The organism is Streptomyces sp. NPDC058650 (assembly GCF_042717315.1).
Lineage (GTDB): Bacteria > Actinomycetota > Actinomycetes > Streptomycetales > Streptomycetaceae > Streptomyces.
Genome location: NZ_JBHXRL010000004.1, coordinates 149,227 through 160,724 on the forward strand (window position 1 = coordinate 149,227; position 11,498 = coordinate 160,724).

Annotated in this window: 9 protein-coding genes; 5 read left to right on the forward strand and 4 right to left on the reverse strand. The window is 73.2% G+C overall.

Going from position 1 to position 11,498, the window contains the following annotated elements; all coding sequences use genetic code 11:
* Positions 1 to 29: 29 nt before the first annotated feature.
* On the forward strand, positions 30 to 3,143 hold the full coding sequence (locus ACFWWU_RS08895) for an FG-GAP repeat domain-containing protein (RefSeq protein WP_384141093.1): 3,114 nt from the start codon (positions 30 to 32) through the stop codon (positions 3,141 to 3,143).
* Between the two features lie 64 nt (positions 3,144 to 3,207).
* On the opposite strand, the gene ACFWWU_RS08900 is transcribed toward ACFWWU_RS08895, so the two are convergent.
* Positions 3,208 to 3,939, reverse strand: a complete 732-nt coding sequence (locus ACFWWU_RS08900) for a transporter substrate-binding domain-containing protein (RefSeq protein ID WP_384141096.1) — start codon at positions 3,937 to 3,939, stop codon at positions 3,208 to 3,210.
* 1,058 nt (positions 3,940 to 4,997) lie between these two features.
* Between ACFWWU_RS08900 and ACFWWU_RS08905 the strand changes: the two genes are divergently transcribed.
* Positions 4,998 to 6,542, forward strand: coding sequence for an alpha/beta hydrolase (locus ACFWWU_RS08905; protein ID WP_384141099.1), 1,545 nt, complete (start codon positions 4,998 to 5,000; stop codon positions 6,540 to 6,542).
* A gap of 129 nt (positions 6,543 to 6,671) precedes the next feature.
* Here the strand turns inward: ACFWWU_RS08905 and murQ are convergent, their stop codons facing one another.
* The gene (gene murQ, locus ACFWWU_RS08910) at positions 6,672 to 7,643 is read right to left on the reverse strand and encodes an N-acetylmuramic acid 6-phosphate etherase (RefSeq protein WP_384141102.1); all 972 of its coding nucleotides are present in this window, start codon (positions 7,641 to 7,643) and stop codon (positions 6,672 to 6,674) included.
* 86 nt (positions 7,644 to 7,729) lie between these two features.
* Complete coding sequence (locus ACFWWU_RS08915; RefSeq protein ID WP_384141105.1) at positions 7,730 to 8,665, reverse strand: MurR/RpiR family transcriptional regulator; 936 nt, start codon at positions 8,663 to 8,665, stop codon at positions 7,730 to 7,732.
* Positions 8,666 to 8,811: 146 nt separating this feature from the next.
* Here ACFWWU_RS08915 and ACFWWU_RS08920 point away from each other — a divergent pair, with 146 nt between their 5' ends.
* From ACFWWU_RS08920 to ACFWWU_RS08930, 3 genes are all read left to right on the forward strand, one after another.
* Positions 8,812 to 9,168 carry a hypothetical protein gene (locus ACFWWU_RS08920; RefSeq protein ID WP_384141108.1) on the forward strand — a complete coding sequence of 119 codons (357 nt, stop codon included), beginning with the start codon at positions 8,812 to 8,814 and terminating at the stop codon, positions 9,166 to 9,168.
* Positions 9,165 to 9,434, forward strand: a complete 270-nt coding sequence (locus tag ACFWWU_RS08925; protein WP_384141111.1) for a DUF4031 domain-containing protein — start codon at positions 9,165 to 9,167, stop codon at positions 9,432 to 9,434. Before ACFWWU_RS08920 ends, ACFWWU_RS08925 begins: the two co-directional genes overlap by 4 nt.
* Before the next feature lie 161 nt (positions 9,435 to 9,595).
* On the forward strand, positions 9,596 to 9,919 hold the full coding sequence (locus ACFWWU_RS08930; RefSeq protein WP_384141868.1) for a BTAD domain-containing putative transcriptional regulator: 324 nt from the start codon (positions 9,596 to 9,598) through the stop codon (positions 9,917 to 9,919).
* Positions 9,920 to 10,157: 238 nt separating this feature from the next.
* On the opposite strand, the gene ACFWWU_RS08935 is transcribed toward ACFWWU_RS08930, so the two are convergent.
* A complete protein-coding gene (locus ACFWWU_RS08935) occupies positions 10,158 to 11,384 on the reverse strand; it encodes a Cmx/CmrA family chloramphenicol efflux MFS transporter (protein WP_384141870.1) in 1,227 nt (408 codons plus the stop codon).
* Positions 11,385 to 11,498 lie beyond the last annotated feature (114 nt).

Consider the following 11,498-nt stretch of genomic DNA (forward strand, 5'->3'; position numbering starts at 1 on the left):
TTCACACCCGTACGAGGGGACACAGGGACTTGTCCGTACGAAGAGCCGTCGCGCTCGCTCTGAGCGCCACCCTTGGCTTCACCGGCCTGGCGGCCGTCGCACCGTCCGCCGCGGCGGCGTCCGGCGCGCCGTACGAGGTGACGATCGCCGCGCCGCCGAGCGTCACTCCGCCGCCCCAGACCGTTTTCGGCGCGGGCACCGGTCTCCAGGCCTCCGACCCCGCCCAGGGCATGCGCTGGCAGAGCTTCGCGGGTGGTCCGGTCACGTACCACGCGGCCTGCGACTCCACCGACAGGATGGCGTTCCACGGTGACCGGTTCGCGTGCCTCGACTACCACCAGGGCACCTGGGACGCCGCGATCCACGACTGGACCACCGGCGTCACCCTGACCCGCCCGCGCCCCGAGGGCCACACCTGGCTGCGGGCCTTCGGCACGGACCGGCTGCTCAGCTACAGCACCGATGCCGAAGGCGCCGTGACCCTGCACCTTCCGGGCTTCGGCGAGGGCGCTCCGGCGGACGTCGACGTCGCGGCGACCGAGCGGATCACCGGCTACCCCGAGGTCCTGGCCTTCGATGCCAAGGGCGCCGTCGTCAGTTACACCCGGGCCTCCGGTGGACAGGGCGTCGGGCTCGTCGATTTCGTCACCGCCACGCTCGTCCCGCTGGCGCAGCCCGCGGCCGGTCTCCCCTACGGGGTGAAGGCAACGCTCAGCGCCGACCGTATCGCCCTCTACGGCGGGTACGGCACGACGGAGGCGTTCATCGTGCCCCGCGCCACGCCCGCGGGTCCGGCCGCCACGGTCAAGCTGCCGAGCACCGACGCCAGGCAGGACCGTCTCGCCTTCCTCGGCGGCTGGATCGTGGGCGCCTACAGCTCGTACGGGTCCGGCCCGCTCAAGGCCACCTCGCTCACCAGTGGCGCGACCCGTGACCTGGGCGTCCTCGTCGCCGGGGACTCCGAGCTCAGGACCGGCACGGACGGCACCGTCTACTTCGCGGGCGGCACCGACTCCACCCACTGGGGCGTCCGAAGCGTCACCCTCGATGCCACCGGAGTGCCCGTCACCGCGCAGGTCCTGAGCACCCCGCCCCAGCCGGTCCGGCGGACTGGCCTGACCGTGACGAACGGTCGGGTCACGACCGAGCACGAGGACGGCTACCGCAGCCTCCGGGGATACGACGTGTCCCTCACCGAGCCGCGCGCGGCCGCCTCCGTCTGGAGCTGTGCCGTGACCTCCGCCGGCACCTCGCCGTGCGCCGAGCCCTACGGTCCGGGGTACGTCGGCGCCCGTTGGGCCGACGCCGGGGACGGCCGCCTCGTCAGGCTCGGGGCGGACGACGTTCCGCCGTCCCGCGGGGACTGGTGCGGCTGGTGCGTCCCGACGGTGTACGTGACCACGGCCGCGCCGGGCGCGACCACGCGCAAGATCACCCTGGACACCACACGCAGGCTCAAGCCCGCCCGCTTCTACAGCGCTTCCGGCCGCTACGTGCACTTCCTCGCCACCGAGAACTCCGAGACCCGTTCGGTCGTCGCGGACATCGAGACCGGCAAGGTCCTCTCGGTTTCCGACAACGGAAACCAGTCCCTGTGGGGCACCTGGCTCTGGACCGCGTCGACGGCGAACGACACCGTCTCGGCGGTCGACCTGCGCACCGGGTCCACCGTCGCCACGGTGGACCTCGGGACGAACTGCGGCACCTTCGGCTTCGAGGTCGTCGGCAAGTGGATCTACGCCCGGTGCCAGGACAACACGTCCACCGCTGTGTACGACCGGGAGAAGAAGACAGCGGTCCGCTTCAAGGTGTCCCCGTACGCCCGGCCGTCGCTGGGTGACGGCTTCATCGCCTACACGGAGTCCAACGGCAACGACGGCGACCCGCTGAGCGTGATCGACGTCCGCTCCGGCGCGCCCGTCGTGCGCGCCGTCGGAACCCTCACGCCCGGCGTTTCCAACAACGGTCAGAACTGGACGATCGACCGCTTCGGCGGGGGCGTCGCCTACGTCGATGCCCAGCAGAAGATCCATGTCGTCGGCCTCGGTGGTGCCACCAGCCGGGTGACGGCCCTCGACTCGACGGTGCCGGCGTCGGTGAACCTGAAGTCCACCTCCTGGAAGCCGCGTTGGAGCCTGTCCAAGCCCGGCACGTGGTCCCTCGCGCTCAAGCGCAAGGCGACGGGCGCGACCGTTCGTACCCTCACCGGTGAGGGCCGTGGCGTCGTGGCGCCCGTCTGGGACGGGAAGGACGCGACCGGGAAGCTCGTCCGGAACGGCGCCCACACCTGGACCCTGACGGTGAAGCCGGCCGACGGCCAGGGCGCCGACCTCGTCCAGTCCGGGACCCTCTCCGTGGCCGGCGGGGCCGCCGTGTGGCGGGACCTCGCCGGGGACGACGGTTTCGGTGACCTGCTGGTGATGGACACGACCGGGCTCGTGTCGATGTACCGGGGTACGGGCACGGGCGCGGTCTCGGCGCGGATCGCCGGCACGGGGACGAAGTTCGCGACCTCGTCGGTGTTCGTGCCGACGGGGGACCTGAACGGCGACCGGTGCGCGGACGTGTACGCCCGCGTGGGCGACCAGCTGCGGGCGTACCGGCCGGGGTGCGGGAAGGTGGTCTCGGCCTCCTCGCCGTACACGGTCGTCGGTTCGGGCTGGGGCCAGTACGACGTGCTGACCTCGCCGGGCGATGTGAACGGTGACGGGTACGCGGACCTGGTCGCACGTCAGGCGTCGACCGGTGACGTGTACTTCTACGGCGGGACGGCCGACCACCGGGTCAAGGCCCGGGTCCGGATCGGCTCCAACTGGAAGCTGTACAAGAAGATCGTCGGCGCGGGCGACCTGAACGGTGACGGGCGGGGTGACCTGCTCGGTGTCGACGCCGCCGGTGTGCTGTGGCGGTACAACGGCACGGCGACCGGCGGGGTCGCCGCCCGGGCGAAGGTCGGCGGCGGCTGGGGCGGGTACTCCTCGCTCGTCGGCGTCGGCGACCTGTCCGGCGACGGGCGCGCGGATCTCGTCGCCCGTGACACGGCGGGCCGGCTGTACGCGTACAAGGGCGCCGGCAACGGGCTCTACGGCACGCGCGCTGTCATCGGCTCCAGCGGATGGAACGGGTTCAAGGGTCTGTACTGACCCTGGCTCCGTCGCGCAGAGAAGGGCCCGGCCGTCACGGCCGGGCCCTTCGTGCGTGCGGGGCTCAGGGGGCCAGGAGTGCCGGGTCCTGGCCCGCGCGGAGGAGGGAGGCGGTGACGAAGCCGTTCGCCTTCAGTTCCTCCACGGTGTCGCGGAGGAACGCGACGGTCTCGGGCCGGCGGTCGACGGTCGTTCCGACGGCCTGCCGGATCTCCATGAACCGTCCTTCGAGCAGCCGGACGTCCTCGTGCGCGGCGGCGTACGCGGTCATCGGCTGCCGGATGCCCGCGCCGGCCTCCAGCCCCTCGGCGCGGAACACGTCGACGCCCTCGTCGCCGCGAACGACGGTCGCGTGGGCGAGGGAACGGGAGAGGAACAGGTCGTACGCCGACCCCTGCTTGACGCCGATCCGGAAGCCGGGGGCGTCCACGTCCTCGACCGTGCTGATCGCCGAGCCGCGCGGCACGGCGTACACGCCCTCGATGACGACGTACGGGGAGGTGAACGCGACCTCCTTCTCGCGCGCCGGGTCCACGGCCAGGAAGCAGAGGTCGGCCCGCCCCTCCGCCATCGCCCCGAACGACTTCCGCGCCGCGTCGAAGCAGAGGAGCTCGACGGGCAGCCCGAGGCGGGCGCCGAACTCCCGTGCCAGGTCGACCGTGATCCCGGAGGGGTCGTCGGGCGTGCCCTGCGCGAGGACCGGGTTCCCGAGGTTGACGGACGCACGCAGGGTGCCGGTGGGCGCCAGGTCGGCGGCGACGGCGGCGAGGTGCGCGGAGTTCGGTGTGGTCGTCATGGGTGCGGAGTCTAGGTACTGGGTGGGGGCACTCGGGGTGGGCCTGCTTCGTGGGCTTCTGGTGGGACCGCCCTCTTTCCGAGAGTCGCACGTTCCGCCACCGCGTCAAGGGCAAGTCGGCTCCGCCGATGGGCTGCGCCCACCCTTGACCCGGCGGCTCCAGGAGCGAAAGACCTCTCGGAGGGCGGTCCGGGGGCCGGGGTCGCCGGGGCCCGGGCATCGGCCGGGGTCGGGGAGCGCCCGTCGGGCCGGTGGGGTGGGGCTTGGTTAGCGGCTGGCAGGGTGGGTCCCCTGGGGTGGGCTCGGGGTGCGCGGTCGTTGCATGGGGCGGCCCGGCTTGGCTTAGCGAGTCCCGGCCGGTGGGCAGTTGGGACTCAGGCCCCGCTGGTCACTCCCGGCGGGTGGAGACATGCCTAGCGCGCAGTTACTACGAGTAGCCCCCCCGCTGGGGTCGGAAAGTCGGGGTGTTTCGCCCCTGGTCTGCGATCGATCTGTAGCAATGTCTCGTCTCGCATCGTCTCGCCTCACCGGTGGGTCTTTCCCCCCACCGGGAGTGACCAGCGGGGCTTGAATCTCGGCCGGGTGACGGGCGTTCGCCGCTTAGCCAAGCCCGGCTGCCCCATTCAACGGCAGCGCACCCCGAACCGACGGAAGGTGCCCACCCACCCCCGCCACTGGCCCAGCCCCACCCCACCGGCCTGCCAGGCGCCCTCCGACCCCCGACACTGCCCGGGCCCCCGCGTGACCCCGGCCCCCGGACCGCCCTCCGAGAGTTTTTGCGCGGCTTCCGTCGCCGGGTCAAGGGTGGGCGCAGCCCATCGCGCAGCGACGCCGAAGGCGCCCTTGACGCGGTGGCGGAAGGTGCGACTCTCGGAAAGAGGGCGGTCCCACCAGAAGCTCTCAAGAACCCCTCGCCCCCGGTGCCTTCCCGGTGGGGCCTCCCTCCCGTGCCTGCCCAGTGGGCCCGAACGCCCCACTTCCCGGCGGGGGTTGGCCCCACCCTCGACCCGCGTGCTTGCCGGATGGGGTGGGTGAGGGTCCTGCGCGAGGCTGTGCGCATGACAGCGAACCGTGGACGCAAGACGCTTCTCCTCACCCTCTCCGCCGCCGCCGTCGCCGGTGCCGCTCTGGCCGGGGGCGGTGCCACCGCCACCGCCACCGCCGCCACCGCCACCGCCACGGCCGGGCTCGCGTGGGGTGACTGCGCTCCGGCCGTTCGGCCGCTGCCCGGGCAGCGGTGCGCCATGGTCTCCGTACCCCTGGACTACGCCCGGCCCGACGGGGAGCAGATCCAGCTCGCCGTCTCCCGGCTGCCCAGCACGCGGCCCGAGGCACGGCGCGGGACCCTGATGGTGATCCCCGGCGGGCCCGGCAGTTCCGGGGTGCAGCGGCTGGCGCAGAAGGGTGCCGCCCTGGCGAGGGAGATGGACGGGGCGTACGACCTCGTGGCCTTCGACCCGCGCGGGATCGGCGGCTCCGCCAAGGCGCGGTGCGGGCTCGACGAGGGCGACCGGTGGATGATGACGCTGCGGTCGTGGCCGGGCGCCGACGGGGGCATCGAGGAGAACACCGCCCGGTCGAAGCGGATCGCCGAGGCCTGCGCCCGGAACGGGGGTGCCATGCTGCGCGGGCTGACCACCGCCAACCAGGTGCGGGACATGGACCGGCTGCGGCAGGCGCTCGGCGAGCGGAAGCTGTCGGCGTGGAGCGTGTCGTACGGGACGTACGTGGCGGCCTCGTACGCCGAGAAGTTCCCCGGGCGTACCGACCGCTGGGTCCTCGACAGCAGCAACGACCCGGACCCGAGGCGGGTCGCCCGGGGCTGGCTGGAGGGCATGGCGCAGGGCGCCGAGGACCGGTTCCCGGATTTCGCGGCCTATGCGGCGCACCCCGACCGGGCGGTCGAGGGGTTGCGGCTCGCGGAGCGGCCCGAGGACGTACGGGCTGTGCTCATGGACCTCGCGGGGCGGCTCGACCGGGAGCCGCACGCCTCGGTGCTGCCGGGTGCGCCCGGCGAGCCCGTGCGGCCCGGGCCTCCGCTGACGGGGTCCATGCTGCTCCAGGCGCTCCAGCTCGCGCTCTACTCCGACGGTTTCTTCCCGTCCTTCGCGCAGCTGGTGACGGAGGCGCTCGACCCGGAGGGCGAGCCGGTGCTGCCGCGCGAGCTGGCCGGTGCGATGCCGGACGACGCGGCGGCCATCACCGTGGGCGTGATCTGCAACGACGTGAACTGGCCCGGGTCCGTACCGGCGTACGAGCGGGCCGTGGCGAAGGACCGGGAGCGGTTCCCGCTGACGGCGGGGATGCCGGCGAACATCACGCCCTGTTCCTTCTGGAAGGGCGGGGCCGTGGAGAAGCCGGTCCGCGTCACCGACCGGGGGCCGTCGAACATCCTGATGATCCAGAACCTGCGCGACCCGGCGACGCCGTATGCCAAGGGGCTGCGGATGCGGGCGGCGCTCGGCGAGCGGGCGCGGCTCGTCTCCGTCGACCACGGCGGGCACGGGGCCTACCTGGGCACCGGCAACGCGTGCGGGGACGCGGCGGTGACCCGCTATCTCACCGAGGGTGTGCGGCCGTCGGAGGACGTTCTCTGCCGGTGACGGGGGGGGGAAGGGGGAGGGCCCGGCGGACGGTGTCCGCCGGGGGCGGGGGGCTTGAGTGGGAGTGCTCTCCTGGCTGAGGCCGGGAGATTCCTGCCTACCTCGGGTGCGAGACGTCCATGGGATGGGTTACGCGGTGGGGTCGGTCGCGTGCAGTGCCGCACGCAGGTGACCCTGGGAGGCGGTGAGGCGGCCGGCGGCCGTGGGGGCGTCGATGTCGGCGAGGATCATGAGGATCGCGTTCTTCACCTCTCCGTCGGCGGCGGTGAGGGCGGCCTCGATCTGCTCGTCCGGAGCGCCGGTGGCGAGGGCGACGATCCGCCGCGAGCGGGCCTGGAGCTTCTCGTTGGAGGCGCGGACATCGACCATCAGGTTTCCGTAGGTCTTGCCGAGGCGGATCATCGTGATGGTCGAGATCATGTTGAGGACGAGCTTCTGCGCGGTGCCGGCCTTGAGCCGGGTGGAGCCGGTGAGGAGCTCGGGGCCGGGGACGACCTCGATGCCGTGCTCGGCGGCGGCGGCGAGCGCGCTGTCCGCGTTGCAGGACAGACCGATGGTCAGCGCGCCGTGTGCGCGGGCGTGTTCGACGGCGCCGATGGCGTACGGGGTACGGCCGGAGGCGGAGATGCCGACCACGGTGTCGTCGGCGGTGAGCCCGAGCGCGGTCAGGTCCTCCACCGCGAGCTCCTCGGAGTCCTCGGCGCCTTCCACGGCCTTGACCAGGGCGGAGGGGCCGCCCGCGACCAGGCCGACGACCACGGAGGGGTCGGTGTTGAAGGTGGGCGGGCACTCGCTGGCGTCGAGGACGCCGAGGCGGCCCGCCGTGCCGGCGCCCAGGTAGATCAGCCGGCCGCCGCGTGCCATGCGCTCGGCCGTGGCGTCGATCGCGGCGGCGATGGCGGGGAGCTGACGGGCGACGGCGGCGGGGACGGTCTGGTCCTCGCCGTTCATGGTCCGGGCGATGTCCAGGGTCGGCAGCTGGTCGATCTCGGCCAGGTCGGGGCGGAAGGCCTCGGTGGTGAGGGTGGCCAGCTGGGCGCGGAGCTCCGAGTACGTGGCGGAGGTGGCGGCCGAGGTGGTGGAAGGAGTGGAAGGGGACATGTGCGGCTCTTTCGGTGCGTGGACGTCGTCGGCGTCGTCGGCGGTCGACGTGTGACGCTCGGCGGGCGGGCGGTCTGCGCGAACGGTCAGCGCGTCCGGGGTGAGTGGCGGTGGGCGAGGGCTTCGTACGAGGCGGCGAGGGCAGGGGCCGCCGTCTCGTACGTACGCTGGGTGACGCAGGTGAACAGACAGTCCACGACCAGGAGTTGGCTGGTCCGGGACGACATGGCCGCGGGGCGCAGTTCGCTCTCGCGGGCGGTGGAGGTGGTCAGGACGTGGTCGGCGTACTGCGTGACCGGGCCGTCCGGGCGGCCGGTGATCGCGACCGTGGTGGCGCCGTGGTCGAAGGCGACCCGCAGCGGTTCTATGACGTCGCCGGTGGAGCCGGAGTGGGTGATGGCGATGGCGACGTCGCCCGAGCGGAGCTGTACGGCGTTGGTGACGGCGAGGTGCGGGTCGCTGTGGGCGTGCGCGATCAGGCCGATGCGGAGCAGCTTCTGGCCGAGGTCCTGGGCGACGAGGCCGGAGGCGCCGACGCCGTAGATGTCGATGCGGCGGGCGGTGGCGAGCGCGGCGACGGCGGCGCCGAGCTGGACGGTGTCGAGTGCGGCGGCGGTGTCGGCGAGGGTCTGCTGCTCGTCGTAGGCGAGCTTGGCGACGACGTCGGCGACGGGGTCGTCGACGGCGATGTCGGCGGTGACGGCGGGGGCGCGGCCGGACTGCTGCTGCGCGGCGAGGCCGGCGAGGGCGAGGCGCAGGTCGCGGTAGCCGGGGTAGCCGAGGAGCCGGGCGGTGCGGACGACGGTCGCCTCGCTGGTGCCGGTGAGTTCGGCGAGGCCGGTGACCGTGAGGGCGGCGCAGCCGGCCGGGTCGCCGGCGACGGCTTCGGCGACCCGCTGCATCGAGCGGGTCATGGAGGGCGCGAGGGTCCGCACCTTGGCCGCGAGGGCGGCGGGGGCGGGGGGCGCGGCAGGCGCGGGGGGCGCGTCGCGAGTGAAACTTTCCTTCACTTCATTGGTCACATCTGAAAGATACTTTCGGGCGGAGGGGTCGACAAGACCCCCATCGGTCCGGGACGGGTCCCGGGCAGGTCCCGGACGGGTCTCGGGCGGGTCCGGGAAACGGACGCGACCCTCGCCCTTTCCCGGCGCCGGGTGACAATGAGTGCATGGACGAGATCGACCCCGTGGAGCAGGCGCTGCACGCCGCTCGCGCGCTGGTACTGGCCGACCTGGTGGCCCGAGAGGTGGCCGCCGCCGAGGTCGTGTCGATGGTGGAGGACGCGGTGACCCACCGGCGCTGGTGGGTCGAGCAGTGGCCCGAGGGCGTGACGTACGTCGCGGGGCTCGTCGCCCAGGACGTCCAGGACGCCCTGCTGGAACGGTACGGACGCTGGCCCCTCTGTCCGGTCTGCTCCACGGGCGACCCGCACGCCCTGGACGTGGAACCGGAGCTCGGGCCCGACCCGCACTGGGTCTGCGGCAAGCAGGGAGTGGTGGTCGCGCCGGTGGGCGGGCTGACATGACCCTCTACATCGACCCGCCGACGTGGCCGGGGCACGGCCGCATGTGGTCGCACCTGGTCAGCGACGTCTCCTTCGAGGAGCTGCACACCTTCGCCGCCTCGATCGGCGCCCCGCCGCGCGCCTTCGAGCGGGACCACTACGACATCCCCTCCGAGCGGTACGCGGACGCGGTGGCCGGCGGCGCGGTCGAGGTCGGCTCGAAGGAACTCCTCCGCCGCCTCACGGAGGCGGGCCTGCGCCGCCCGAAGAGCCGGCCGGTCGCGTGACCGCGGTCGCCCCCCCCCCGGGCGCGACCGCCGTCTGCGGCACGCGCCCCTGGTCGACGTGGACCTGCACCGGGTGCGGTGCCTGGCGCAGGAAGTAGCGGCCGCCGACGGCCCGCCGCCCGCCGACGGCGAGGGCCTCGGCGAGGCTCGGGGAGGAACTGCTGCCCCGCTGGCCGGACGAGTGGCTCGTGCCGGAGCGTGAGCGCTGGGACCAGGTCCGCCTGCACGCGCTGGAGGGCCTGGCCCAGCGGCTCCAGCGGGAAGGGGAGTACCTCGCGGCCCTCCAGACCGCGCTGACCGCCGCCCAGATCGATCCGATGCGGGAGACGGCGCAGCGCATCCTCATCGAGATCCTCCTCGCCGAGGGCAACAGGGCCTGCGCCGTGAAGCGTTACCACGAGTACCGGCGGCTGTTGCGCAGCGAGTTGGCGGTCGAGCCGTCCCCGCTCATGACGCGGCTCGTGCAGGACGCGATGTCCGCGTAGGGGCGCCGGGGGATCGCGCACCGTCCCTCGTCGGTGCGTTCTCCGGTCCGTTCCCGAAGTCGCCGCGCGAGACGGGGATGTGTGAGGCGGTGGCGGAGCCGTCAGGTGCGCTCTCCGGCGAGCGTCCCGTTCGGGCTGTACGCGGTGAACACCGGTGAGCCGTCGTCGGGGGCCACGCCGGTGATCCACAGGTCAGGCGGACAGGTCCCGGAGATCCTCCTCAGTGGCGCTGGTGGCGCTAGTGGCGCTTCAGCGGGTCCGCCGTGGCGTTGTCGCCGGATCGTGCCGTGGCGCTCTTGGTCACGACGTGGCTGCCGGAGGCGCGTCCGCCGAGGCGCAGCGCCAGTGCCGTCGCGCCGAGAGCCGTCGCCGTCATCGCCGCGCCCGCCCAGGCCGGGGAGGCGAAGCCGAGGCCGGCGTCGATGACGGTGCCGCCGAGCCAGGGGCCGCCGGTGTTGCCGAGGTTGAACGCCGCGGTGGTCGTGGCGCCGGCGAGGGTGGGGGCGGCGCCGGCGACGTTGAACATGCGGGCGTTGAGGGCCGGGGCCGTATAGAAGGCGGAGACGCCGAGGAGGAACGTCAGGACGATCGTGGCGACCGGGCTCGACGCGAGGAACGCCAGGGCGATCAGGAAGACGGTGGAGGCGGTGATGCCGGTGAGCAGGACGCCGAAGAGGTGGGCGTCGGCCACCCGGCCGCCGATCGCCGTACCGATGACGGCGCCGATCCCGAAGAGCGCGAGGACGCCGGAGACCCAGCTCTCGTCGACGCCGGAGACGTCCGTGAGGAGCGGGGACAGGTAGGAGAAGGCGCAGAAGACGCCGCCGGCGGCGAGCGCGACGATCGCGACCTGGAGCAGGACCTGCGGGTCGCGGTAGATGGCCAGCTCCCGCTTGAGGCGAGGCTTCGTCTCCGGGAGGGGGATGCGGGGGATGCGGGTGAGGACGCCGACGAGGGCGATCGCGGAGGCGGCGGCGACCGCCCAGAACGCGGAGCGCCAGCCGAGGTGCTCGCCGAGGAAGGCGCCGGCGGGGACGCCGAGGACGTTGGCGATGGACAGGCCGCCGATCATGACCGCCATGGCGCGGGCGCGCGAGCCCACCGGGACCATGGCGATGGCGACGGCCGCGCCGACCGCCCAGAACCCGGCGCAGGCGAGCGCGCTCACGATGCGCGAGGCGAAGAGGACGGCGTAGTTCGGGGCGAGGGCGCCCGCTATCTGACCGAGGCCGAAGACGGTGATGAGGGTGACGAGGGTCGTCTTGCGGGGGAGCCGGAGGGTGGCGACGGCGAGCAGCGGCGCGCCGACGACCATGCCGATCGCGAAGGCGGAGATGAGGAGTCCGGCGCGGGGGATGGAGACGTTCATGTCCTCCGCGATGGGCGGGAGGAGTCCCGAGAGCATGAACTCGCTCGTGCCGAGCGCGAAGACGGAGAGGCCGAGGATGTAGACGGCCAGGGGCATCCGGCTGGGGGTGGGGGTGGAGGCGCTGACGTTGGCGCTGCCGCTGGCGTCTTCGGCGGAGAGGGAGGGCATGACATGCGTAAACCTGGATTTTGTGCCTGTCATTCCGTGGGC

What these genes read in the sequence shown, in the direction of transcription:
- ACFWWU_RS08900 (WP_384141096.1), bottom strand. Translation starts at nt 3,939, where the DNA reads ATGACGACCACACCGAACTCCGCGCACCTCGCCGCCGTCGCCGCCGAC.
- ACFWWU_RS08905 (WP_384141099.1), top strand. Translation starts at nt 4,998, where the DNA reads ATGACAGCGAACCGTGGACGCAAGACGCTTCTCCTCACCCTCTCCGCC.
- murQ (WP_384141102.1), bottom strand. Translation starts at nt 7,643, where the DNA reads ATGTCCCCTTCCACTCCTTCCACCACCTCGGCCGCCACCTCCGCCACG.
- ACFWWU_RS08920 (WP_384141108.1), top strand. Translation starts at nt 8,812, where the DNA reads ATGGACGAGATCGACCCCGTGGAGCAGGCGCTGCACGCCGCTCGCGCG.
- ACFWWU_RS08925 (WP_384141111.1), top strand. Translation starts at nt 9,165, where the DNA reads ATGACCCTCTACATCGACCCGCCGACGTGGCCGGGGCACGGCCGCATG.
- ACFWWU_RS08935 (WP_384141870.1), bottom strand. Translation starts at nt 11,384, where the DNA reads ATGCCCCTGGCCGTCTACATCCTCGGCCTCTCCGTCTTCGCGCTCGGC.